General features: G+C 65.3%; 20 protein-coding genes. 1 reads left to right on the top strand and 19 read right to left on the bottom strand.

Features of this window, described 5'->3' with window-relative positions; translation table 11 throughout:
• Positions 1-3: 3 nt before the first annotated feature.
• From phoR to U5809_RS11670, 11 genes are all read right to left on the bottom strand, one after another.
• The gene (gene phoR / locus U5809_RS11620) at positions 4-1,323 is read right to left on the bottom strand and encodes a phosphate regulon sensor histidine kinase PhoR (RefSeq protein WP_322086617.1); all 1,320 of its coding nucleotides are present in this window, start codon (positions 1,321-1,323) and stop codon (positions 4-6) included.
• Positions 1,324-1,380: 57 nt separating this feature from the next.
• Entirely contained in the window at positions 1,381-2,082 is a 702-nt protein-coding gene (gene phoB, locus U5809_RS11625) for a phosphate regulon transcriptional regulator PhoB (RefSeq protein ID WP_006750313.1), read from the bottom strand.
• A 32-nt stretch (positions 2,083-2,114) separates the two neighbouring features.
• Positions 2,115-2,819: a phosphate signaling complex protein PhoU gene (phoU, locus tag U5809_RS11630; RefSeq protein ID WP_176047007.1), complete on the bottom strand. Its 705-nt coding sequence runs from the start codon at positions 2,817-2,819 to the stop codon at positions 2,115-2,117.
• Between the two features lie 18 nt (positions 2,820-2,837).
• Positions 2,838-3,686, bottom strand: a complete 849-nt coding sequence (pstB, locus tag U5809_RS11635; protein ID WP_034186662.1) for a phosphate ABC transporter ATP-binding protein PstB — start codon at positions 3,684-3,686, stop codon at positions 2,838-2,840.
• A gap of 15 nt (positions 3,687-3,701) precedes the next feature.
• Positions 3,702-4,595: a phosphate ABC transporter permease PstA gene (gene pstA / locus U5809_RS11640; protein ID WP_176047006.1), complete on the bottom strand. Its 894-nt coding sequence runs from the start codon at positions 4,593-4,595 to the stop codon at positions 3,702-3,704.
• Positions 4,592-5,575 (bottom strand): phosphate ABC transporter permease PstC, encoded by a 984-nt coding sequence (gene pstC / locus U5809_RS11645; protein WP_322086618.1) that lies wholly within the window; start codon positions 5,573-5,575, stop codon positions 4,592-4,594. Before pstC ends, pstA begins: the two co-directional genes overlap by 4 nt.
• A gap of 94 nt (positions 5,576-5,669) precedes the next feature.
• Positions 5,670-6,704: a phosphate ABC transporter substrate-binding protein PstS gene (gene pstS / locus U5809_RS11650; protein ID WP_176047004.1), complete on the bottom strand. Its 1,035-nt coding sequence runs from the start codon at positions 6,702-6,704 to the stop codon at positions 5,670-5,672.
• A 456-nt stretch (positions 6,705-7,160) separates the two neighbouring features.
• Positions 7,161-8,516: a phosphoglucosamine mutase gene (gene glmM, locus U5809_RS11655; protein ID WP_176047003.1), complete on the bottom strand. Its 1,356-nt coding sequence runs from the start codon at positions 8,514-8,516 to the stop codon at positions 7,161-7,163.
• A gap of 28 nt (positions 8,517-8,544) precedes the next feature.
• Positions 8,545-9,486: a dihydropteroate synthase gene (gene folP, locus U5809_RS11660; RefSeq protein ID WP_282507185.1), complete on the bottom strand. Its 942-nt coding sequence runs from the start codon at positions 9,484-9,486 to the stop codon at positions 8,545-8,547.
• 30 nt (positions 9,487-9,516) lie between these two features.
• Positions 9,517-11,415: an ATP-dependent zinc metalloprotease FtsH gene (gene ftsH, locus U5809_RS11665; RefSeq protein ID WP_174951848.1), complete on the bottom strand. Its 1,899-nt coding sequence runs from the start codon at positions 11,413-11,415 to the stop codon at positions 9,517-9,519.
• 166 nt (positions 11,416-11,581) lie between these two features.
• Positions 11,582-12,244 (bottom strand): RlmE family RNA methyltransferase, encoded by a 663-nt coding sequence (locus U5809_RS11670; RefSeq protein WP_176047001.1) that lies wholly within the window; start codon positions 12,242-12,244, stop codon positions 11,582-11,584.
• 193 nt (positions 12,245-12,437) lie between these two features.
• Between U5809_RS11670 and U5809_RS11675 the strand changes: the two genes are divergently transcribed.
• Complete coding sequence (locus U5809_RS11675; RefSeq protein WP_282507183.1) at positions 12,438-12,965, top strand: YhbY family RNA-binding protein; 528 nt, start codon at positions 12,438-12,440, stop codon at positions 12,963-12,965.
• A 79-nt stretch (positions 12,966-13,044) separates the two neighbouring features.
• Here the strand turns inward: U5809_RS11675 and U5809_RS11680 are convergent, their stop codons facing one another.
• The 8 genes from U5809_RS11680 to gloB all read right to left on the bottom strand — a co-directional run bounded on the left by U5809_RS11680 (position 13,045) and on the right by gloB (position 23,521).
• Positions 13,045-13,503 (bottom strand): DUF4149 domain-containing protein, encoded by a 459-nt coding sequence (locus U5809_RS11680; protein ID WP_322086778.1) that lies wholly within the window; start codon positions 13,501-13,503, stop codon positions 13,045-13,047.
• 14 nt (positions 13,504-13,517) lie between these two features.
• Positions 13,518-13,994: a transcription elongation factor GreA gene (greA, locus tag U5809_RS11685; protein ID WP_059235025.1), complete on the bottom strand. Its 477-nt coding sequence runs from the start codon at positions 13,992-13,994 to the stop codon at positions 13,518-13,520.
• Positions 13,995-14,112: 118 nt separating this feature from the next.
• A complete protein-coding gene (gene carB / locus U5809_RS11690; RefSeq protein WP_322086619.1) occupies positions 14,113-17,367 on the bottom strand; it encodes a carbamoyl-phosphate synthase large subunit in 3,255 nt (1,084 codons plus the stop codon).
• 49 nt (positions 17,368-17,416) lie between these two features.
• Positions 17,417-18,076, bottom strand: a complete 660-nt coding sequence (leuE, locus tag U5809_RS11695; protein ID WP_282507182.1) for a leucine efflux protein LeuE — start codon at positions 18,074-18,076, stop codon at positions 17,417-17,419.
• 36 nt (positions 18,077-18,112) lie between these two features.
• Positions 18,113-19,258: a glutamine-hydrolyzing carbamoyl-phosphate synthase small subunit gene (gene carA / locus U5809_RS11700; protein ID WP_322086620.1), complete on the bottom strand. Its 1,146-nt coding sequence runs from the start codon at positions 19,256-19,258 to the stop codon at positions 18,113-18,115.
• A gap of 355 nt (positions 19,259-19,613) precedes the next feature.
• Positions 19,614-20,831 carry an MFS transporter gene (locus tag U5809_RS11705; protein ID WP_322086621.1) on the bottom strand — a complete coding sequence of 406 codons (1,218 nt, stop codon included), beginning with the start codon at positions 20,829-20,831 and terminating at the stop codon, positions 19,614-19,616.
• Positions 20,832-20,988: 157 nt separating this feature from the next.
• Positions 20,989-22,563: a transglycosylase SLT domain-containing protein gene (locus tag U5809_RS11710; protein ID WP_322086622.1), complete on the bottom strand. Its 1,575-nt coding sequence runs from the start codon at positions 22,561-22,563 to the stop codon at positions 20,989-20,991.
• Between the two features lie 151 nt (positions 22,564-22,714).
• Positions 22,715-23,521 carry a hydroxyacylglutathione hydrolase gene (gloB, locus tag U5809_RS11715; protein WP_322086623.1) on the bottom strand — a complete coding sequence of 269 codons (807 nt, stop codon included), beginning with the start codon at positions 23,519-23,521 and terminating at the stop codon, positions 22,715-22,717.
• Between the last annotated feature and the right edge of the window lie 10 nt (positions 23,522-23,531).

A 23,531-nucleotide genomic window follows, 5' to 3' on the forward strand; every position in this document is an offset into this window, starting at 1 on the left:
CGATCACGCCTCGTACGCGGCCGGCCGGATCGCGATGATGCGCGAGCCCGGGAACCGCGCGGTGAACGTGCTGCCGCGCCCTTCCTCGCTCTGCACATACAGGTGCGCGTCGTGCCGCTGCAGCACGTGCTTGACGATCGCGAGCCCGAGCCCGGTCCCCCCCGTGTCGCGCGAACGACTGCGGTCGACGCGATAGAAACGCTCGGTGAGCCGCGGCAGATCGGCAGCCGGAATGCCGAAGCCGCTGTCCGTGACGGAAAACACGCCCTGCGCACCCTCGCGCCGCCACGTGACGACGATCTTGCCGCCTTCCGGCGTATAGCGGATCGCGTTCGTGACGAGATTCGCGAAGGCGCTGAACAGCTCCGTCTGCGCACCCGTGACGCCGAGCGTCTCGTCGATCGTGAACGCGATGTCGTGATGCCCGTTCGACAGCGTCCGCGCGTCCTCCTTCAGATGATCGAACACCGCGCGCATGTCGATCGCGCGATCGAGCGGCGGCTTGCTCTCGCCTTCCAGCTTCGCGAGCACCAGCAGGTCGGTCACGATGTGCCGCATCCGCGAGGCCTGCTGCTCCATCATCTCGAGATAGCGCGCGCGGTCTTCCTCGTTCAGCGGCAGCTCGCGCATCGTCTCGAGGAAGCCCGACAGCACGGTGAGCGGCGTCTTCAGCTCGTGCGACACGTTCGCGACGAAGTCGCGGCGCATCGCGTCGGTGCGCTCGAGCTCGGTGATGTCTTGCGTGAGCAGCAGCTTGCGGTTCTCGCCGTACGGAAACACCTGCACGGCCAGCACGTTCTGCCGCGAGTCGCCCATGCCGCGCATCATGAGCGTCTCGTCGTAGTGCTGCGCATTCAGGTAGCGGACGAAGTCGGGATGGCGCACCAGGTTCGTGATGTGCTGGCGCAGGTCGCGCTTCGCATCGAGGCCGAAATGAACCTCGGCGATCGCGTTGCACCACTCGATCTGGTCGTGGTCGTCGAGCATCGCGACGCCGTTCGGCGACGCCTGGATCGCCTGGATGAAGCGCGAATGCTGTTGCTCGACCTGCCGCACCTGCGCATGCCACTGCTTCGCGAGCTTGTGCAGGCGATAGTAGATCTCGCCCCAGATGCCCGGCGCGCTCGGCACTTCGCCGTAGACCGGCGCGTCGAGCAGGCGCCACAGACGCTGCGTATGGAAGGTGCTGAAAAAGCCCTGCGCGATCAGCATCACGACCACGAACACGAGGCCCGCGGTCGGGCCGGCGAAGACGCCGACCAATACGCCGATCAGCACGAGCAGCACGAGCGACACCAGAAAGCGCGCCCAGATGATGTTCATGATTCAGCGTCCGAAAGAATGAACGGCATGCCGCGGCACACGGCACGCCCGAATACGTTACGCGTGCTTGGCGAGCCGGTAGCCGCTGCCGCGCACGGTCTCGATCATCGCATCGCAACCGGCCGGTTTCAAGGCCGCACGCAATCGTTTGATGTGCACGTCGACGGTACGCTCCTCGACGAACACATGGTCGCCCCACACCTGGTCGAGCAGTTGCGTTCGGCTGTGCACGCGTTCCGGATGCGTCATGAAGAAATGCAGCAGGCGGAACTCGGTCGGGCCGAGATCGAGCTTGATCTCGCTGCCGTCGCCGTGCGCGGCGACGCGATGCGTGGCCGGGTCGAGGCGCAGACCGTTGATCGACACGACGTCCTCGGTCAGCTGCGGCGCGCGGCGGCGCAGCACGGCCTTGATCCGCGCCATCAGTTCCTTCGGCGAGAACGGCTTCGTCACGTAGTCGTCCGCGCCGATTTCGAGGCCGAGCACCTTGTCCTGCTCGTCGCCGCGAGCAGTCAGCATGATGATCGGGATGTGTTTGGTCCGTTCGTTGTTGCGCAGGTCGCGCGCGAACGCGATACCGGACTTGCCCGGCAGCATCCAGTCGAGCAGCACGAGATCGGGCAGCACGTCGCTGATCAGGTTCTGCGCCTGTTCGGCGTTGTACGCACGGATCGGGCAGTGACCGGCGTGCTGGAGATTCACCGAGATCAGTTCGGAAATCGCGGGCTCATCTTCAACGACGAGAATGTTGCTGGGCATCGGCACCTCTTTTTTTCCTGTGCTGGGTCGTGTTAACTGTTGGCTTCACGGTCGAGCGTGTCGCGCGGCTGGTGCCGCACGTCCGTGCCCTTCACGATGTAGATGATGAACTCGGCGATGTTCTTCGCGTGGTCGCCGATCCGCTCGATTGCCTTCGCAATGAACAGGTACTCGAGACCGACCGAGATCGTGCGCGGATCTTCCTGCATGTACGACACGAGCTTGCGCACGAACGCGCGGAATTCCAGGTCGATCTCCTTGTCGTCCTTGACGATCTGCGCGGCCGCGACCGTGTCGAGGCGTGCAAACGCGTCGAGCGCGCGGCGCAGGATCGTCACGGCCATCTCGCCCGACACCTTGATCTCGGCGATATTGACCGTGCGCGCGGCCGGCTCGTCGACCAGGCGGCGCACGCGCTTCGCGATCTTCTCGGCCTCGTCGCCGGCGCGCTCGAGGTTCGTAATCGTTTTCGAAATCGACATCAAAAGACGCAGGTCACGCGCGGCAGGCTGCCTCCGCGCGATGATGTTGCCGCACTCCTGGTCGATGTCGACTTCCATCGCGTTCAGCGTTTCCTCGGCCGCGATCACCTTCTCGGCCGTCTCGCGATCGAATTCGTTCAGCGCGTACATCGCGCCGACGATCTGCGACTCGACGAGCCCGCCCATTTCCAGCACTTTCGACGACACGGCATTCAGGTCCGCGTCGAACTGGCTCGACAGATGTTTATCCGACATGGCTGTTGTTCTCCGTCATCAGCCGAAACGGCCGGTGATGTAGTCTTCCGTTTCCTTGCGCACCGGCTTGATGAAGATCTTTTCGGTTTCGCCGAATTCGATCAGCTCGCCCAGGTACATGTAGGCCGTGTAATCCGAGCAGCGTGCGGCCTGCTGCATGTTGTGCGTGACGATCACGACCGTGTAGTCGCTCTTCAGCTCCGCGATCAGCTCTTCGATGCGGCCCGTCGAGATCGGGTCGAGCGCCGAGCACGGCTCGTCGAGCAGCAGCACTTCCGGACGGATTGCAATGCCGCGCGCGATGCACAGACGCTGCTGCTGGCCGCCCGACAGGCCGTAGCCGCTCTGGCCCAGCTTGTCCTTTACTTCGTTCCACAGCGCGGCCTTCGTGAGCGCCCACTCGACGCGGTCGTCCATTTCCGAACGCGTGAGCTTTTCGAACATCTTCACGCCGAACGCGATGTTGTCGTAGATCGACATCGGGAACGGGGTCGGCTTCTGGAACACCATGCCGATCCGCGCGCGCAGCAGCGAGATGTCGCGCTTCGTCGTCAGCAGGTTCTCGCCGTCCATCAGGATTTCGCCTTCGGCGCGCTGCTCCGGATAGAGCGCGAACATCTTGTTGAACGTGCGCAGCAGCGTCGACTTGCCGCAACCCGACGGGCCGATGAACGCGGTCACCTTGCCGTCCGGAATGCGCAGGTTGATGTTCTTCAGCGCGTGGAACTTGTTGTAGAAGAAGTTGAGGTTGTTGACCTCGATCTTCGCGTTCAGCGGCGCGAGCGGGCGATCGTTCGCCGCGTCATGCGTGCCGGCGGGCGCAGCGGTGCGCTCGACAGGATTCAGGTGGCTCTCTGCCATATTCATCGGATTGCTCCGCCGTTACTTTTTCGAGAAGATCGAGCGCGCCAGGACGTTGAGTCCGAGCACCCCGAGCGTAATCAGGAACACGCCCGCCCATGCGAGCGACTGCCATTCCGCGAACGGGCTCATCGCGAACTTGTAGATCGTGACGGGCAGGTTCGCCATCGGCTGGCTCATGTCCCACGAGAAGAACTGGTTCGACAGTGCCGTGAACAGCAGCGGCGCCGTTTCGCCGGCAATCCGGGCGACCGCGAGCAGCACGCCCGTCACGATCCCGCCGACCGACGCACGCAGCGTGATCTTCAGCACCATCCGCCACTTCGGCGTACCCAGCGCGAAGGCCGCTTCGCGCAGCGCATTCGGCACGAGCTTCAGCATGTTCTCGGTCGTGCGGATCACGATCGGAATCTGCAGCAGGGCGAGCGCGATGACGCCGGCCCAACCCGAGAAGCGCCCCGACTTCGCCACGACGATCGCGTACACGAACAGGCCGATGACGATCGACGGCGCCGACAGCAGGATGTCGTTGATGAAGCGGATCGTGCTCGCCAACAGGTTCTTCTGGCCGTATTCGGCGAGATAGACGCCCGCGAGAATGCCGATCGGCGTACCGACCAGCGTGCCGAAGCCGCACAACAGCAAGCTGCCGACGATCGCGTTCGCGAGACCGCCGCCTTCCGTGTTCGGTGCCGGCGTCGATTCGGTGAACAGTTGCAGCGACAGGCCGCCGATACCGAGGTGAATCGTCGTGTAGAGAATCCACACGAGCCACAGCAGGCCGAATGCCATCGCACCGAGCGCCGCGGCGAGCGCGATCGCGTTGATGGCCTTGCGCTTGCGCTGCAGGCGGTTGCGCATCGCTTCGAGCGCGGCACCGCTCGGCCCCGGGAAATTCATGATGGGCTCGCTCATTTCTTGCCCTCTCCCTTCTCGAGACGAAGCAGCAGCAGTTTGGAGATGGACAGCACGACGAACGTGATCACGAACAGGATCAGGCCCAGTTCCATCAGCGCGGACGTATGCAGGCCCGGCTGCGCCTCGGCGAATTCGTTCGCGAGCGCCGAAGTGATGCTGTTGCCCGGTGCGAACAGCGACACGCTGTCGAGCAGGTTGGTGTTGCCGATCACGAAGGTCACGGCCATCGTCTCGCCGAGCGCGCGGCCGAGGCCGAGCATCACGCCGCCGATCACGCCGGTCTTCGTATAGGGCAGCACGACCTTCCACATCACTTCCCAGGTCGTGCAGCCGATCCCGTACGCGGATTCCTTCAGCAGCACGGGCGTGACTTCGAACACGTCGCGCATCACCGATGCGATGTACGGGATGATCATGATCGCGAGGATCACGCCGGCCGCGAGGATGCCGATGCCGATCGGCGGGCCCGCCGTCAGCGGACCGAGCACCCAGACGTCCTTGAACAGGCGGCCGATCGGCTTCTGGAAGTATTCGGCGAAGATCGGCGCGAACACGAGCAGGCCCCACATGCCGTACACGATCGACGGAATCGCGGCGAGCAGCTCGATCGCGATGCCGAGCGGGCGGCGCAGCCAGACGGGCGACAATTCGGTGAGGAACAGTGCGATGCCGAAGCTGACGGGCACCGCGATGGCGAGCGCGATGATCGACGTCACGATCGTGCCGTAGATCGGCACGAGTGCGCCGTAGGCGTCCGAGTTGGGATCCCACTCGGATTGAAACAGGAAGCCGAGGCCGAACTTCTGGATGGTCGGCATCGACGCAATGATCAGGGAAACGATGATCCCGCCCAGCAACAGCAGGGTCACGATCGCGGCGAGCCGAGCGAGGCCGCCGAACAGGACATCCCCGAGACGGCTCGGCGCGTGCTGCGCACCGTCTGGCGATCGGGAGGACGTGTAGGAAATATCAGACATGGGTGCCTGCTTTTGATTGCCGGGCGCCATAACGCCCGGCTTTACCGCACACACTGCCCGACCGGCGCGGCCGGGCAGCGAACCGCTGCATTGCTTACTCGGCGGCGACTGCCTTGCCCGAAGCGTCCGTCACCTTCGCCTTCCACTGCTTGCGGATTTCCACTTCGACTGCCGACGGCAGCGAGATGTAGTCGAGGCTGTCAGCAGCCTTCTCGCCGTTCTTGAACGCCCAGCTGAAGAACTTCAGCGTTTCGGCGCCCTGCTCCGGCTTGTCCTGCTTCGCGTGCAGCAGCACGAACGTCGCGCCGACGACCGGCCATGCTTCCTTGCCCGGCTGGTTCGTCAGGATCTGGTAGAACGACTTCGACCAGTTCGCGCCGGCAGCAGCGGCCTTGAACGTTTCCGTCTTCGGCTCGACCACCGTGCCCGTCGAGTTCTTCAGGGCCGTGTAGACCATGTTGTTCTTCTTCGCGTACGCCCATTCGACGTAGCCGATCGCGCCCGGCAGGCGTTGCACGAAGGCCGCGACGCCGTCGTTGCCCTTGCCGCCCGTGCCCGTCGGCCAGTTGACCGTCGTGCCTTCGCCGATCTTCGACTTCCACTCGTCGTTGACCTTCGACAGGTAGTTCGTCCAGATGAAGCTGGTGCCCGAACCGTCAGCGCGGCGAACCACGGCGATGTCCGTATCCGGCAGCTTGACCTTCGGGTTCAGCGCGGCGATCGCCGGGTCGTTCCACTTCTTGATCTTGCCGAGGTAGATGTCGCCGAGCAGCGGGCCCGACAGCGTCAGTTCACCGGCCTTCACGCCCGGCACGTTGACGACCGGCACCACGCCGCCGACCACCGTCGGGAACTGGAACAGGCCTTCCTTCGCGAGCTCTTCATCCTTCAGCGGAGCGTCCGAACCGGCAAAATCGACCGTCTTCGCGACGATCTGCTTCAGGCCGCCCGACGAGCCGATACCTTGGTAGTTGACCTTCGAACCGCCGGACTGCTGGTAGTCGGCAGCCCATTTCGTATAGATCGGCATCGCGAACGTGCTGCCTGCGCCCGTGATGTCGGCAGCGTGGGCGGCGACGGCGAAAAGCGCGCCAGCCAGGCCGGCAATCGCGGTTTGCATCAATTTCATGAGACCTCCAGTGTGTGAGCGGATGACTACGGCACCGCGAAGGTTAGGGGCTCCTCATGACGGTAATGTGACAATCGATGAAACTGGCGTGACAGTAACATGACTGGTTGAAAGGGAATAGCGAGGGCGGTGCGAGTGGCGCCCGGGCGGCACCGGAACGGCGATGGCGGCAAGAATTGCCTGCCTGGCAAGGACGTGGCGGACACCCGTTTCGCGGGTGTGCCGGCGGATCGTAGCGCAGCGCCGGCGGGAGGTGAAGCCCCTGTCGGCAGCGGGCCGGATATCCGGGGTCGGAGGGTTTATTGGGTAGAAGGAATGCGTGTGCGAAAACGCGCTCCCATGGATATCGCAAACCTTTGCGTCTGACGAAATGACGGCGCCCCGAAGGCGCCGCCTGTCCATTCATCGGAACGCCGGCGCGCGGGCGAAAGGACCGCCCCGCGCCGCCACCTTGCGTCAGGTTGTCGCAGCGCGCACTGCGTCGGCGATCGTCTCCGCATGGCGCACTGCATCGGCTGCCTGCTGCGCCTCGACCATCACGCGCAGCACGGGCTCGGTGCCCGATGCGCGGATCAGTACGCGGCCGCTGCCGGCGAGCGCGGCTTCCGCCGCGTCGATCGCCGCGCGAATCGATGCGCTTCCCTTCCAGTCGGCGCCCGGCTTCATCCGCACGTTGATCAGCTTCTGCGGGAACAGCGTGACGCCATCGAGCATCTGCGCGAGCGTACGGCCGCTGCGCTTCAGCGCGGCCAGCACGAGCAGCGCCGACACGATGCCGTCGCCGGTCGAGTGCCGGTCGAGCGACAGGATGTGGCCCGACCCTTCCGCGCCGAGCTGCCAGCCGTTTTCACGCAACTGCTCGAGCACGTAGCGGTCGCCGACCGCGGCACGGACGAACTTCACGCCCTCGCGCTGCAACGCGACTTCGACCGCGAGGTTCGTCATCAGCGTGCCGACCGCGCCGTCGACCTTGCCGTCGGTCGCGATCCGGTCCTTCACGAGCACGTAGAGGAGCTCGTCGCCGTTGTACAGGCGCCCGGTCGAATCGACGACCTGCAGGCGGTCCGCGTCGCCGTCGAGCGCAATGCCGAGATCGGCGTGGTTGGCGCGCACCGCGCGCACCAGCGCGTCCGGCGCGGTCGCACCGACGCCGTCGTTGATGTTGAAGCCGTTCGGCGCGACGCCGATCGGGATCACGTCCGCGCCGAGCTCGTGGAATACGTGCGGTGCGATCTGGTACGCGGCACCGTGCGCGCAATCGATCACGAGCTTCAGCCCGCGCAGGTCGAACGCCGCCGGGAACGTGCTCTTGCAGAACTCGATGTAGCGGCCTGCCGCGTCGTCGAGGCGGCGCGCCTTGCCGAGGCCGTCGGACGACGCGCATTCGAGCGGCTTGTCGAGCCACGCTTCGATCGCGGCTTCGGTGTCGTCCGGCAGCTTGTTGCCGTCAGCCGAGAAAAACTTGATCCCGTTGTCGTGATACGGGTTGTGCGACGCACTGATCACGACGCCGGCCGACAGGCGCAGTGCGCGCGTCAGGTACGCGACGCCCGGCGTGGGCATCGGGCCGGCCAGCATCACGTCGACGCCCGCCGCCGAGAAGCCGGCCTCGAGCGCGGCTTCGAGCATGTAGCCCGATACGCGCGTGTCCTTGCCGATCAGCACGGTCGGACGCGAGCCCGCCGCGACGTCGGCCGAACCTGCCAGCACCTTGCCGGCCGCATAGCCGAGACGCAATACGAAATCCGGTGTGATGGGCGCCTCGCCCACCGTACCGCGAATGCCGTCCGTGCCGAAATATCGACGTCCCATAGCGAATCTTCCTCCTTCGTCTTCTGACTTATCGTTGCCGCGCGGCTTCGCGCACGGCATTCCATATTTTCAGCGCATCGACCGTCGCCGCGACGTCATGCACGCGCACGATCGCGGCACCGCGCTCGACCGCGCACAACGCGGCCGCCACGCTCGCCGCGACGCGCTCCATCGGCGGCTTGCCGCCGATCACCGCGCCGAGCATCGACTTGCGCGACATGCCCGCGAGAATCGGATACGCACGCCCGTCGGGCCGCGCAGGCGCCGTGTCCGGCAATGCGGCCAGCAGCGCGTAGTTGTCGTCGACGACCGCCTTGCCGAACCCGAAACCGGGATCGACGCAAATCCGTTCCGGCGCAATGCCCGCGTCGCGCAGCGCCTGTGCGCGCGCGGCGAGAAAGTCGCGCACGTCGGTCACGACGTCGCCGTAATCCGGCTCGCCAACCTGCATCGTCTGCGGCTCGCCGAGCATGTGCATCGCGCACAGCCCGCTGTTGCCCTCGCGCACCGCGTCGATCGCGCCCGGCTGGCGGAACCCCCAGATGTCGTTGATCAGATCCGCGCCGGCGGCCAGCGCCGCGCGCATCACGGCCGGCTTGTAGGTGTCGATCGACAGCGGCACGTTCAGCGGCCGCAACGCCTCGACAAGCGGGATCACGCGTGCGAGCTCCTCGTCGAGCGGCACGGGCGGCGCGCCGGGGCGCGTCGATTCGCCGCCGATGTCGAGGAGGTCCGCGCCTTCGGCGATCATCCGCTCGGCCTGGCGCAGTGCATCGTCGCGCGCGAGGAAGCGGCCACCATCGGAGAACGAATCGGGCGTGGCGTTGAGGATGCCCATCACGAGCGGGCGTTCGAACGTCAGCTCGAAGCGGCCGCACTGAAGTGGCGCGGGAATGGACGGGGAAACTGCGGAATCGGACACGAGCGACTGGCGTGGATGAATGCAAAACGGGCCGGTGTGAAGCCACACCAGCCCGTGAACGGTGCTAAAGCGGAGAGATTACGCCGCCGGCGAAGCCGGAGCCGGCGCGTTGCCGGGCTTGACCTCGGCGCTGCTGCCACCGCCCGACGAATCGCCGCCGACAGCCGGCGAGCTCTTCGGCGAACGCGGCGGACGACCTTCCATGATGTCGTTGATCTGATCGGCGTCGATCGTCTCCCACTCCATCAGTGCAGCCGTCATCGCTTCGACCTTGTCGCGGTTCTCGTCGAGCAGGCGGCGCGCAAGGCCGTACTGTTCGTCGAGCACGCGGCGGATTTCCGAGTCGACCTTCTGCTGCGTCGCTTCCGAAATCGTGCGCGTGAAGCCACGGCCGAACGGCGATGCGTCGTTCTCGTCGTCGACATAGACCATCGGCCCGAGTGCGTCGGTCATGCCGAACCGGGCGACCATCGCACGCGCCGTCTGCGTTGCCTTGTTGAAGTCGTCCGACGCGCCGGTGCTGACGAGGTTCATGAACAACTCTTCCGCCACCCGGCCACCGAACAGGATCGCGAGGCGGTCCATCAGGTAGTCCTTCGAGTACGTCTCGTTGTCATGCTCCGGCAGCTGCCACGTGACACCCAGCGCACGGCCGCGCGGAATGATCGTGACCTTGTGCACCGGGTCGGCCTTCGGCAGCAGCTTCGCGATCACCGCATGGCCCGACTCGTGGTAAGCGGTTGCGCGCTTCGCCTCTTCGCGGATCACGGCCGACTTGCGTTCCGGACCCATGAAGATCTTGTCCTTCGCATCCTCGAAATCCTGCATCTCGACGATACGCTTGCCACGACGTGCGGCGAACAGTGCAGCTTCGTTCACGAGGTTCGCGAGATCGGCGCCCGAGAAGCCCGGCGTGCCGCGCGCGATGACTGCCGCATCGACGTCGTTCGAGATCGGTACCTTGCGCAGGTGCACGCGCATGATCTGTTCGCGGCCGCGGATGTCCGGCAGACCGACGTAGACCTGGCGGTCGAAACGGCCCGGACGCAGCAGCGCCTTGTCGAGCACGTCGGAACGGTTGGTCGCGGCGATCACGATCACGCCCGAGTTCGCCTCGAAGCCGTCCATCTCGACGAGCATCTGGTTCAGCGTCTGTTCGCGCTCGTCGTTGCCGCCGCCCATGCCGGCGCCGCGATGGCGACCGACCGCGTCGATTTCGTCGATGAACACGATACACGGTGCGTGCTTCTTCGCCTGCTCGAACATGTCGCGCACACGGGCCGCGCCGACGCCGACGAACATTTCGACGAAGTCCGAACCCGAGATGCTGAAGAACGGCACCTTCGCTTCACCCGCGATCGCACGGGCCAGCAGCGTCTTGCCGGTACCCGGCGGGCCGACGAGCAGCACGCCGCGCGGAATGCGACCGCCCAGCTTCTGGAATTTCTGCGGATCACGCAGGAAGTCGACGAGCTCGGACACTTCTTCCTTTGCTTCGTCGCAGCCCGCGACGTCGGAGAAGTTCACCGCGTTGTTGTTCTCGTCGATCAGCCGCGCACGCGATTTGCCGAACGAGAACGCGCCGCCTTTGCCGCCCCCCTGCATCTGCCTCATCATGTAGAACCAGAACACAATGATCAGGATCGTCGGCCCGAGGTAGTACAGCGCGGACATCAGCGCGTTCGGCTCGTCGTCGGCCTTGCCGCTGACTTGCACGCCGTACTTCATCAGATCGCCGACCATCCAGATGTCGCCGGGCGACACGATCTGGTATTTCTGGCCATCAGCCGGAGTGACGGTGAGGTTGCGCCCCTGAACGATGACGTTCTTGACCTTGCCGTTCTTGGCGTCGTCCATGAACTGCGAATAGGACACGCCTTCCTGGACGCGGGGCTTGTCGAACTGCTTGAACACCGTAAACAGCACCAGTGCGATCACCAGCCACACCGCTGCCTTCGAAAACATATTGTTGTTCAAAGCACCACTCCTTCACTCGTAGACGAGCGCCTACATTTTCCTTGCGGCGCCCCTCGGTCATTCTAATCCAGTCCGACCACCCTCGCCATAAGCATTGACAACCGCCGCGATAGCGCTTCGCTTGTCTGGCAAGGGCCGGAGCCCGTTTGCGGTATCCCGCTCCGCGTCACCGCGGATGCTTCAGATGCCGACCCAAAATGAACGTTTCGGACGATTTGTCGCGGGACGCCTTCGGCTTGCGCGGCGCGACAGTCTTAAACTGCTGCTTGAATTTCTCGACGATCTGGCTGTAGCCGCTGCCGTGAAAGCACTTCACGAGCAGCGCACCATCCGGCTTCAGATGATTCTGCGCGAATTCGAGCGCCAGATCGCACAGATGCTCGATGCGCGCCGCGTCCGCCGAGGCCACGCCGGAGAGGTTGGGGGCCATGTCGGAAATAACAAGGTCCACCGAGCGCCCTTCGAGCACTTCTTCGAGTTGGTGAAGGACGGCGTCCTCGCGGAAGTCGCCCTGGAGGAAGTGGACGTCGGCGATCGGCTCCATCGGCAGGATGTCGAGCGCCACGATCGTGCCGTCGATGCCGCCTTCGCGCTCCGCGTCACGCTTCTTGCCCAGCGCGAGCTTGTTGCGGGCATACTGGCTCCAGCTGCCCGGCGTCGCGCCGAGATCGACGATCACCTGGCCCGGACGGATCAGCTTGTCCTGCTCGTCGATTTCCTTCAGCTTGTACGCGGCACGCGCGCGATAGCCCTCCCGTTGCGCCATTTTGACGTACGGGTCGTTGATGTGGTCGTGCAGCCAGTGCTGGTTGAAGCGGTTTTTTGCCATTCGAGAGAGAGATTGCTGCCATTTGCTTCGTGAAGCCGCGCTTTTAGCGGATAATACGCGTCTTCTTCGCGCGGCTGCGGCCCCTTTTGAGGCCCAAGCCGCGATTTTACGTGGTTTCGGCGCACGACTGACGCGGTAACTTCCCGCGATCGCCATTCAGTCAGCGCGCCCTTATTTAGATTTCGACATTTCCATGCCCGCCCTTTCGCTTTCTCCCGCCGAGCGCTCCGCGCTGCGCTCCCAGGCCCATGCGCTCAAGCCCGTCGTGCTGATCGGCGCCGAAGGGCTGACCGACGCCGTGCTGAAAGAAATCAAGGTGCACCTCAACGCGCACCAATTGATCAAGATCCGCGTGTTCGGCGACGAACGCGACGAGCGCGTCGCGATCTACGACGAGATCTGCGACCGCCTGAGCGCGGCGCCGATCCAGCACATCGGCAAGCTGCTGGTGATCTGGAAGCCCGAAGCCGCCGCAGCGGCCCCGGCCCGCGGCCGTCGTGCCGGCACGCTGCCGAGCGCGGCCGAAGCCGTCGACGACAAGAAAGGCCGTGCACCGCGCACCGTCAAGGTCGTCAAGGTGTCGCCGAACGCAAGCCCCGTGCGTCGCCCGAAGCCGACGAAGGTCGTCGTGCGCGGCAACGAGCGCGTGACGGCGGGCGGCAACGTGAAGCGCGCCAAGAAGCGCCAGGCCAGCACGAAGCGTCCGTTCCAGGACAAGTAAGCATCGGGGCGGCACGGCTACGCCGTACCGCTTCCCTGCCCGCGGGCCCGGCATCGACCGGGCCTGCGCGGCACGCGCGTCAGGCGTCGCGCGCCGGCAGACGCCAGATCAGCATCAGCCCCAGCACGCTCTCGACGAGGTAGAACACGCTCGAGACGCCGTGCAGCATCCCGAAGCGGCTCGCATACGGCGAGTTTGCGATATCGGTGCCCGCATCCATCGCGGCCACCCGCAGCGCGTTCATGAACGGCTGCAGCGCAAAATACCCGACCAGCACACACACGACCATCGCGGCGATGACCCAGCGCACGCGGCGATATTCGCTGCTGCCGCGCCGAACCTGCTGGTTCGACAACGCGAGCAGCAGCACGCCGCATACGACACCGAGGATCGCCTCGATACGGAACAGCTGGGCGGCGACCGAACCGGCCGTCATCCGCTCCAGCGTCTTGAACAATACGGGCGCGACCGCATACCCGATCGTCAGCAGGCTGCCGACCCACACGGCCGACAGCAGACGGAACACGCGATGCGGCATCACGTCGCCCCGCTTCAGACGTAGCTGACCGAGATGATTTCGTACTCGCGCACGCCGCTCGGCGCCTGCACGGCCGCGACGTCGCCTTCGGACTTGCCGATCAGTGCGCGCGCGATCGGCGAGCTGACCGAGATCAGGCCGTGATCGATATCGGCTTCATCGTCGCCAACGATCTGGTACTTGACGGTGTCGCCCGATTCGAGATCCTCGAGTTCGACGGTCGCGGCAAACACCACGCGGCCATCGGCGTCGAGCACCGTGGGATCGATGACTTGCGCGGCGGACAGCTTCGATTCGAGTTCCGCGATGCGACCCTCGATGAAGCCCTGCTTTTCCTTCGCGGCATCGTATTCGGCGTTTTCGGACAGATCGCCCTGTGCGCGGGCCTCCGCGATCGCGTTGATCACGGCCGGCCGCTCGACGGACTTGAGGCGCTGCAATTCATCGCGCAGTTGCCCTGCGCCACGCTTTGTCAACGGAATGGTGCTCATAAACGGCTCAATCGCTAAAAACGGCTTTAAAAAAAATCACCGCGATTAAGCGCGCTTCCGATGCACTGGAAACACCGCCTAATCGCGGCACGTGTTGCTTCGACAGGTAACTGACTGCTTAGTTTAGGCGAGCGTGAAGACCTTGTAAATCATAGACTTCCAGATCCTTCAGGTAGCGCAAGCCTTCGACGGCCGCGCGCGCGCCGGACATGGTCGTGTAGTACGTGACCTTGTGCGCCTGCGCGCTCATGCGGATCGAACGCGAATCGGCGATCGCCTGGCGCGTCTCGTCGACCGTCGTGAACACGAGGGCGATCTCGCCGTTCTTGATCATGTCGACGATGTGCGGACGGCCATCCTTCACCTTGTTCACGACCTTCACCGGCACGCCGGCCGCTTCGATCGCGGCAGCCGTGCCCTTCGTCGCGACGATCGGGTAGCCGAGGTCGTGCAGCATGCGCGCGACTTCGACGGCCTTCGGCTTGTCGGCATCCATCACGGTCAGCAGCACCGTGCCCGACTCCGGCAGGCGCGAACCGGCCGCGAGCTGCGACTTGAACAGCGCTTCGCCGAACGTCTGGCCGACGCCCATCACTTCGCCGGTCGAACGCATCTCAGGCCCGAGGACCGGATCGACGGTCGGGAACTTGACGAACGGGAACACCGCTTCCTTCACGCTGAAGTACGGCGGCTCGACTTCCTTCGTCACGCCCTGCTGCGCGAGCTTCTGGCCGACCATCGCGCGCGCCGCGATCTTCGCGAGCGGCAGGCTGGTCGCCTTCGACACGTACGGCACCGTGCGCGACGCGCGCGGGTTCACTTCCAGCACGTAGATGATGTCCAGCTTCGAACCGTCCGCCTGCGGCACCTGCTGGATCGCGAACTGCACGTTCATCAGGCCGACCACGTTCAGCGCCTTCGCCATCGCGCCCGTCTGGCGCTTCAGCTCGGCGACGGTTTCCTTCGACAGCGAGTACGGCGGCAGCGAGCATGCCGAGTCGCCCGAGTGAACGCCCGCCTGCTCGATGTGCTCCATCACGCCGCCGATGAACACGGCTTCGCCGTCGCAGATGCAGTCGACGTCGCACTCGATCGCGTCGTTCAGGAAGCGGTCGAGCAGCACCGGCGAATCGTTCGACACCTTCACGGCCTCGCGCATGTAGCGCTCGAGGTCACGCGGCTCGTGGACGATTTCCATCGCGCGGCCGCCCAGCACGTACGACGGACGCACGACCAGCGGATAGCCGATTTCCTCGGCGAGCTTGAGCGCTTCGTCTTCCGCGCGCGCGGTGCGGTTCGGCGGCTGGCGCAGGCCGAGGTCCTGCAGCAGCTTCTGGAACCGTTCGCGGTCTTCGGCCGCGTCGATCATGTCCGGCGACGTGCCGACGATCGGCACACCGTGCGCTTCGAGATCGAGCGCGAGCTTCAGCGGCGTCTGGCCACCGTACTGGACGATCACGCCGACCGGCTTTTCCTTGTCGACGATTTCGAGCACGTCTTCGAGCGTCAGCGGTTCGAAGTACAGGCGATCGGACGTGTCGTAGTCGGTCGACACCGTTTCCGGGTTGCAGTTGACCATGATCGTTTCGTAACCGTCCTCGCGCATCGCGAGCGCCGCGTGCACGCAGCAGTAGTCGAACTCGATACCCTGGCCGATCCGGTTCGGGCCGCCGCCCAGCACCATGATCTTCTTGTTCGTGGTCGGCTGCGCCTCGCACTCTTCCTCGTAGGTCGAGTACATGTACGCCGTTTTCGTCGCGAACTCGGCTGCGCAGGTGTCGACGCGCTTGTAGACCGGGCGCACGTTCAGTTCGACGCGGCGCTTGCGGACGTCTTCCGGCGTCGTGCCGAGCAGCTTCGCGAGGCGGCGGTCGGAGAAACCGCTCTGCTTCACGTAGCGCAGCTCGTCGAACGACAGCGACGCGAGCGTACGGCCCGACAGCGCCTTTTCCTTCAGGATGATCTGCTCGATCTGCTCGAGGAACCACGGGTCGATCGCGGTTTCCGCGAAGATTTCCGCGGCCGTCATGCCGATGCGGAATGCATCGCCGACATACCAGATGCGGTCCGGGCCCGGCTCGTGGATCTCGATCGCGATTTCATCGCGGTTGGTCGACTTCTCGTCGAGACCGTCGACGCCCACTTCGAGGCCGCGCAGCGCCTTCTGGAACGATTCCTGGAACGTGCGGCCGATCGCCATCACTTCGCCGACCGACTTCATCTGCGTCGTCAGGCGCGAATCGGCTTCGCGGAATTTCTCGAACGCGAAGCGCGGGATCTTCGTGACGACGTAGTCGATCGTCGGCTCGAACGATGCCGGCGTCTGGCCGCCGGTGATTTCGTTCTTCAGCTCGTCGAGCGTGTAGCCGACCGCCAGCTTCGCGGCAACCTTCGCGATCGGGAAGCCCGTCGCCTTCGACGCGAGCGCCGACGAACGCGACACGCGCGGGTTCATTTCGATGACGACCATGCGGCCGTCCTTCGGGTTGATCGAGAACTGCACGTTCGAGCCGCCCGTGTCGACGCCGATCTCGCGCAGCACCGCGAGCGATGCGTTACGCAGGATCTGGTATTCCTTGTCGGTGAGCGTCTGCGCCGGTGCGACCGTGATCGAGTCGCCGGTGTGCACGCCCATCGGGTCGAGGTTTTCGATCGAGCAGACGATGATGCAGTTGTCGGCGCGGTCGCGCACGACTTCCATCTCGTATTCCTTCCAGCCGAGCAGCGACTCTTCGATCAGCAGCTCGCGCGTGGGCGAGAGATCCAGACCGCGCTTGCAGATCTCCTCGAACTCTTCGCGGTTGTATGCAATGCCGCCGCCCGAGCCGCCGAGCGTGAACGACGGACGGATCACGACCGGGTAGCCGCTGCCGCCCGTCTCAGCCATGATCTCGGCTTGCACCTTGGTCGCCTCTTCCATCGAGTGCGCGATGCCCGACTTCGCGGAACCGAGACCGATCTTGGTCATCGCTTCCTTGAACTTCTGGCGGTCTTCCGCCTTGTCGATCGCTTCCGGCGATGCGCCGATCAGCTCGACGCCGAACTTTTCGAGCACGCCGTGGTGGTGCAGGTCGAGCGCGCAGTTCAGCGCGGTCTGGCCGCCCATCGTCGGCAGGATCGCGTCCGGGCGCTCCTTCTCGATGATGCGTGCGACGACTTCCCACGTGATCGGCTCGATGTAGGTCACGTCGGCCGTGTTCGGGTCGGTCATGATCGTCGCCGGGTTGCTGTTGACGAGAACGACCTTGTAGCCCTCCTCACGCAACGCCTTGCAAGCCTGCGCGCCCGAATAGTCGAACTCGCACGCCTGGCCGATGATGATCGGGCCGGCGCCGATGATGAGGATGCTCTTGATGTCTGTGCGTTTTGGCATGGCTTGTGAATTCAATAAGTAATCGTTGTCGTGGGTCGGCCGGCAGCGCTCAGCTCATGGTCGCGAGCGCAAGCTTCACCGAGAAACCGATGAACAGGCCGCCCACGCTGCTCGCCGCGCCTGCCGCAAGCTTGCGGCGGCGGCGAAAATGCTCGGCGAGCCGCGCGCCCGCGAAGATCAGCGTGCTCAGGTACAGGAAGCTCGCGCATTGCGCGATCGCCCCGAGCACGACGAACGACAGCGCGGGATGCGGAAATGCCGGGTCGACGAACTGGATGAAGAACGAGATGAAGAACAGGATCGCCTTCGGATTCAGCAGGCTCACGATCAGCGCCTTGCGGAACGGCCGCTCGCCGTCCACCGCGGGCGCTGTCTCGGCCGGCGCATTCGCCGGCGCGCGCAGCTTCTGCCACGCGCTGCGCAGCATGCCCGTGCCGATGTAGAGCAGATACGCGGCGCCGCCGTACTTGACGACGGAGAACAGCAGCGGGTTCGCCTTCAGCAGCGACGCGACGCCCGCGGCGGACAGCACCATCAGCACCGTATCGCCGACGAATACGCCGCAGGCCGCGCGATAGCCGGCCTTCACGCCGCGCTGCGCCGCGAGCGACAGCACGTACATCGAGTTCGGCCCCGGCAGCAGGATGATGAAAATCACGCCGAACACGTAGGTCCAGATATCCGTGATGCCGAGTGCGTGGCCGAACATGATGTGAATCTCCCGTCCTTCGGTTGCGTCAGTGACTTAAGCGTTGCGCTGCTTCGCCGCGTCCATCAGCGCGGTGAAACGGTCGAACAGGTAGCCGATGTCGTGCGGGCCGGGCGACGCTTCCGGGTGGCCCTGGAAGCAGAAGGCCGGCTTGTCGGTCAGCTCGAAGCCTTGCAGCGTGCCGTCGAACAGCGACACGTGCGTCACGCGCGCGTTGGCCGGCAGCGAATCGGCGTCGACCGCGAAGCCGTGGTTCTGCGACGTGATCACGACACGACCGTCGCCCAGATCCTTCACCGGATGGTTCGCACCGTGGTGGCCCGTCTTCATCTTCAGCGTCTTCGCGCCGACCGCGAGGCCCATGATCTGGTGGCCGAGGCAGATGCCGAAGGTCGGCACGCCACGCTCGATGAACTGCTTCGTGGCCGCGATCGCGTAATCGCACGGCTCCGGATCGCCGGGGCCGTTCGACAGGAAGATGCCGTCCGGATTCAGCGCGAGCGCATCTTCCGCGCTCGCCTGTGCCGGCAGCACCGTCACGTGGCAGCCACGCTCCGCGAGCATGCGCAGGATGTTGTACTTGACGCCGAAATCGTAGGCGACGACGCGGTACTTCGGCGCTTCCTGCATGCCGTAGCCGCCTTCGAGGCGCCATTCGGTCTGCTTCCATTCGAACGGCTTCGTGGTCGACACGACTTTCGCGAGATCCATGCCCGCGAGGCCCGGGAACGAGCGCGCGAGCTCGATCGCCTGCGCTTCGTCGTCCGAGCCCGTCAGGATGCAGCCGTTCTGCGCGCCCTTGTCGCGCAGGATGCGGGTCAGCTTGCGGGTATCGATGCCGGCGATCGCGACGACGCCTTCGTCGCGCAGGTAGTCGCCGAGCGTGCGGTCCATGCGGAAGTTCGATGCGAGCGTGGGCAGATCACGGATGATCAGGCCGGCGGCATGGACTTTCGTGGCTTCGACGTCTTCGGCGTTGACGCCGACGTTGCCGATATGCGGATAGGTGAGCGTGACGATCTGGCGCGAGTAGCTCGGATCAGTCAGGATTTCCTGATAGCCGGTGATCGCGGTATTGAACACGACTTCGCCGATCGTGTGGCCTTCGGCCCCGATCGAATAACCACGAAAGACCGTGCCGTCGGCGAGTGCAAGCAAGGCGGGAGTAAAAGACGGCAACACGGGAGGCTCCTTGGGGAACACCCTGCTGCCGACCTGTTTACCCTGCCGCGCGAGCGCCGCGCTGCGTGGGCGCGCGTGGTCGCTTGCTGGACGCGGTCTGCGTTGTCGAGCCGCGAACCCGGCGCGTGGCGCACGAGGCTTCGCGGCATCGCCCGGCAGGCGGCGTGCGGCGGATGAACGGGATGAATGAGGTAGGCGCTAGGGTGCGAGGTTGATCAGCACAAACTTTCAAATTATAGCCTGAAAATGGCCCTATCTTCAATCGATATGGCCGTCCGATCGTGCACGCGACGCGCGGCGCAACGTGCTGCGGCCCCGTTTCCGCGGCCGCCCTACCCGTCAGCGTACCGCCGGATCAGTGCGCTTGGCCAGCGCCGCGCGCGGGCCACACGTACCAGACCGCGCTCGCAAGCTGCAGCGCGAGCAGCACACCCCATGCGGTGAAGTGCGCGGCGGCAGGATAACGCCCGTCGACCGCCGGCCAGTGCGACAGCACCGCGCCGACGCCGATCTGGAACGCGAAGATCAGCAGGAAGATCACGAGCGTGAGCGTCGTGTTCGCGCGGCCGATCAGATGGGCGGGGAAGTGTCCGGCCATCACCGCGTAGGTCAGGATGCCGACGCCACCGAATATCCCGTAAGCCGCCCACAACAGAGCCGGCGGCAGCGGCACGCCCGCGACGATCGCGACCTGCGTCGCGACGAACAGCGCCATCCCGACGCCGCAGAACGCGTAGACCGACACGCCGCGCCGCTCGAGCACGCGCGCCGCCGCGCCGAAGCCGACGCAGCCGGCCATCATCGCGAAGCCGAGCACCGACACGAGACGCGCGGCATGCGGCGCATCGAACCCCGCGACATCGCGCAGGTACGGCCCGACCCATAGCGACTGCATCGCGTAGAACACGCCCTGCGTGACGACGGAAAACGACGAGATCTTCCAGAACGCGCGACTGCTCAGGATGTGCCAGGTGCCCTTGAACTGGCTGACGATCCCGCCCTGGTGGCGCGCCTGCGTCGCTTCGGGCGCGCCGAAGCCGATCGACGCCGCGACGACCACCGTCAGCACCGCGAGGCCGAAACAGATCGCGCGCCAGCTCGTCCAGCCGAGCAGCCAGGTCAGCGGCGAGCCGACCATCACGCCACCGAGGCCGCCGACGGCCATCACCAGACCGTTGACGAGCGGCAGCCGGCCGACCGGGAAATGCTGCGCGAGCGCCTTGAACGCCGCGCCGAGACACACCGATACGCCGACACCGATCAGCAGCCGGCCGGCCATCATCGTGCCGAGGCTATGCGCGGCGCCGAACACGGCCGCGCCGGCGGCCGCGAACAACAGCATGCCGGCCGTCACGCGGCGCGGGCCGAAGTGGTCGAGCATCACACCGGCCGGAATCTGCGCGCCCGCGAAGCCGAGGAAATAGAGACTGGTCAGCAGGCCGAGATCGGCGGCCGACAGCCCGAGCTCATGCGTGACGAACGGCGCGAAGCCCAGATTGACGCCGCGGAACACATACGACACGAAATACCCGACCGAAAACAGCGCGAGCACCCTCACCTGCACCGACGACATCACTTCCCCTTGTTATATGAAGACAGTCACGGCAGCGCCCCCGCGCCGCGCACAAACAAAAACGCCGTCACCTCGGTGACGGCGTTTCGTCGCATTTCGTCGGATGATAACGCAATCGCACGAACCGGGCAGGCCGCGCGATGCGCTCGCGACTGCGTTACTTCTTCTTGCCCTTGTGCGCAGCGGCCTTGGCCGGAGCAGCCTTCGCAGGCGCCGCCTTCGCCGATTTGGCGGCCGGCTTCGCCGCACCGCGCTTCGCGCCGTGCGACTTGCCGCCCACCGCGAGGCTCGCACGCTCGATGTGCGCCCCGCCGGCCGACGTCGCGATCCGTTCCGGACCGGGCTCCGCCGGCACCGAACGGCCGACCGGCACGTGCAGCACGAGCGCCTGACCCGGCATCGCGAGATCGCGGTGCGTGCGGTTCCACGCCTTGAGCTGGCCGACCGACACGCCGTAGCGGCCGGCGATCGCCGCCATCGACTGCTTGCGGCGCACGCGGATCAGCATCTTGCGGGTGTCGGGTACATCGGGTTCCATCGCAAGCGCGCCGTTCTCGGCGACGTCGGCGCTGATGTCCTCGTCGTCGTCATCGCCGCGCGGCACGACGATCGTCGAGCCCGGCTTCAGGCGCATGCCGGCCGGAATCTTGTTGACCGACATCAGCGTATCGGCGTCGACGCCGATCTTCTCGGCGATCGCGGCCGGGCGCGCACGCTCGCTGACCGTATAGGTGGTCCACGTCGACAGTTGGCCGTTGTAGGCCTTCAGGTTCTTCTCGAACGCCGACGCATTGTCGAACGGCAGCAGGATCTGCGGCTCCGTCGCGCCGAGGATCACCGGCTTCGAGAACGACGGGTTCAGCGAGCGGAATTCGTCGAGCGGCAGGTTCGCGAGCTTTGCCGCCACCGCGACGTCGATGTCGCGCGACGTCGTGACCGTCACGAAATACGGGTGGTTCGGGATCTCCGGCAGCGTCAGGCCATACTGCTGCGGGCTCGCGATGATGTTCTTCACCGCCTGCAGCTTCGGCACGTAGTTGCGTGTCTCGTTCGGCATCCGCAGGCTTTGGTAGTCGGTCGGCAGACCGGCCGCCTGGTTGCGCGCGATCGCGCGCTGCACGTTGCCCTCGCCCCAGTTGTACGCGGCCAGCGCCAGATACCAGTCGCCGAACATGTCATGCAGGCGCGACAGGTAGTCGAGCGCGGCGCTCGTCGACGCGAGCACGTCGCGGCGCTCGTCCTGCCACATGTTGCGCTTCAGGTTGTACGTGCGGCCGGTGCCGGGCATGAACTGCCACATGCCGGCCGCCTTCGCGACCGACAGCGCCTGCGGGTTGTACGCCGACTCGATGAACGGCAGCAGCGCGAGCTCGGTCGGCATGTGACGCGCCTCGAGCTCCTCGACGATGTGATACAGGTACTTCTGCGAGCGCTCGGTCATGCGCTGCACGTAATCGGGACGCTGCGTGTACCAGGTCGTCTGCATGTCGACGAGGTCGCTCTGCAGGTCGGGCATCTGGAAGCCGCGGCGAATGCGCCCCCACAGATCGGAGTCGGCACTGGTCAGGTCGCCGACGGATTGCTTGTCGACATCGACAGTTTCTTTCGCGGTGGCTGATTTACGGAGGTAGTTGGACGTCGCCTGCGAATCGGCGGCGTTGTTGGCGACAGGGGCCTGGCTCGCACAAGCGGCGAGTAGCAGGACCACCATCGCACTCAATATAAGTCGCATGAAAATCTCGGCTTCCGACGGCTGGAAATTGCAGGCGATACTACGGAAGTGCGTGCTTCACGTCAATAAAAACACCGAAAACTCAGCGAAATCCTACATTTGGAGCAATTTTTACAGACACCGCTTGAGCTTTGGAGTCCTCCGGAAATCGTCATCGGAACCGGTTTTTCCACTCGCGCATCAGCGTGAATGCCGCCAGACGATCCGGCACTGTTTCGTGCAGCTCGGCCTCGAGCGTGGCATGAATCGCCGCGCTGTCGGCCCGCATGAACGGGTTAACGGCACGCTCGTGAGCAATCGTAGTGGGCAGCGTCGGCACGCCCCGCGCGCGCAGCGCCTGTGCTTCGTCGCGCCACGCGGCGAGCGCCGCATTGCCGGGCTCGCATGCGAGCGCGAAGCGAATATTGGACAGCGTGTATTCGTGTGCACAATGCACGCGCGTGTCGCCCGGCAGCGCCGCGAGCGCGTCGAGCGACGCGAGCATCTGCGCGGGCGTGCCTTCGAACAGGCGGCCGCAGCCGCACGAGAACAGCGTGTCGCCGCAGAACACGTGCGGCGCCGCGTTGCGCGGCCCGGCCGCCTGGAAATAGGCGATGTGGCCGCGCGTGTGACCGGGCACGTCGAGCACGTCGAATGCGACGGCCGGTGCGTCGAGCGTCACGCGATCGCCGCCCGTCAGCGGCCGCGTGACCACGCCGATCGCCTCGGCCGCGGGGCCGTAAACGGCGAGCGGCACATCGGCCGGTTGGCTATTGCGCAGCGCATCGACACCGCCGACGTGGTCGGCGTGGTGGTGCGTGAGTAAAATAGCGGTCAACCGCCAGCCTCGTTCGGCAAGAACCCGGCGTACGGGCGCGGCTTCACCCGGATCGACGGCGATTGCATCGCGGCCGTCCGAGACGAGCCAGATATAGTTGTCTTCGAATGCCGGAACCGGCACGTATTCCAGCTCGTTCATGGGCGCGCAA

It is taken from the genome of Burkholderia sp. BCC1999, assembly GCF_905339975.1.
Taxonomy (GTDB): domain Bacteria; phylum Pseudomonadota; class Gammaproteobacteria; order Burkholderiales; family Burkholderiaceae; genus Burkholderia.

What these genes read in the sequence shown, in the direction of transcription:
- phoR (WP_322086617.1), bottom strand. Translation starts at nt 1,323, where the DNA reads ATGAACATCATCTGGGCGCGCTTTCTGGTGTCGCTCGTGCTGCTCGTG.
- phoB (WP_006750313.1), bottom strand. Translation starts at nt 2,082, where the DNA reads ATGCCCAGCAACATTCTCGTCGTTGAAGATGAGCCCGCGATTTCCGAA.
- phoU (WP_176047007.1), bottom strand. Translation starts at nt 2,819, where the DNA reads ATGTCGGATAAACATCTGTCGAGCCAGTTCGACGCGGACCTGAATGCC.
- pstB (WP_034186662.1), bottom strand. Translation starts at nt 3,686, where the DNA reads ATGAATATGGCAGAGAGCCACCTGAATCCTGTCGAGCGCACCGCTGCG.
- pstA (WP_176047006.1), bottom strand. Translation starts at nt 4,595, where the DNA reads ATGAGCGAGCCCATCATGAATTTCCCGGGGCCGAGCGGTGCCGCGCTC.
- pstC (WP_322086618.1), bottom strand. Translation starts at nt 5,575, where the DNA reads ATGTCTGATATTTCCTACACGTCCTCCCGATCGCCAGACGGTGCGCAG.
- pstS (WP_176047004.1), bottom strand. Translation starts at nt 6,704, where the DNA reads ATGAAATTGATGCAAACCGCGATTGCCGGCCTGGCTGGCGCGCTTTTC.
- glmM (WP_176047003.1), bottom strand. Translation starts at nt 8,516, where the DNA reads ATGGGACGTCGATATTTCGGCACGGACGGCATTCGCGGTACGGTGGGC.
- U5809_RS11670 (WP_176047001.1), bottom strand. Translation starts at nt 12,244, where the DNA reads ATGGCAAAAAACCGCTTCAACCAGCACTGGCTGCACGACCACATCAAC.
- U5809_RS11675 (WP_282507183.1), top strand. Translation starts at nt 12,438, where the DNA reads ATGCCCGCCCTTTCGCTTTCTCCCGCCGAGCGCTCCGCGCTGCGCTCC.
- U5809_RS11680 (WP_322086778.1), bottom strand. Translation starts at nt 13,503, where the DNA reads ATGCCGCATCGCGTGTTCCGTCTGCTGTCGGCCGTGTGGGTCGGCAGC.
- greA (WP_059235025.1), bottom strand. Translation starts at nt 13,994, where the DNA reads ATGAGCACCATTCCGTTGACAAAGCGTGGCGCAGGGCAACTGCGCGAT.
- carB (WP_322086619.1), bottom strand. Translation starts at nt 17,367, where the DNA reads ATGCCAAAACGCACAGACATCAAGAGCATCCTCATCATCGGCGCCGGC.
- leuE (WP_282507182.1), bottom strand. Translation starts at nt 18,076, where the DNA reads ATGTTCGGCCACGCACTCGGCATCACGGATATCTGGACCTACGTGTTC.
- U5809_RS11705 (WP_322086621.1), bottom strand. Translation starts at nt 20,831, where the DNA reads ATGTCGTCGGTGCAGGTGAGGGTGCTCGCGCTGTTTTCGGTCGGGTAT.
- U5809_RS11710 (WP_322086622.1), bottom strand. Translation starts at nt 22,563, where the DNA reads ATGCGACTTATATTGAGTGCGATGGTGGTCCTGCTACTCGCCGCTTGT.
- gloB (WP_322086623.1), bottom strand. Translation starts at nt 23,521, where the DNA reads ATGAACGAGCTGGAATACGTGCCGGTTCCGGCATTCGAAGACAACTAT.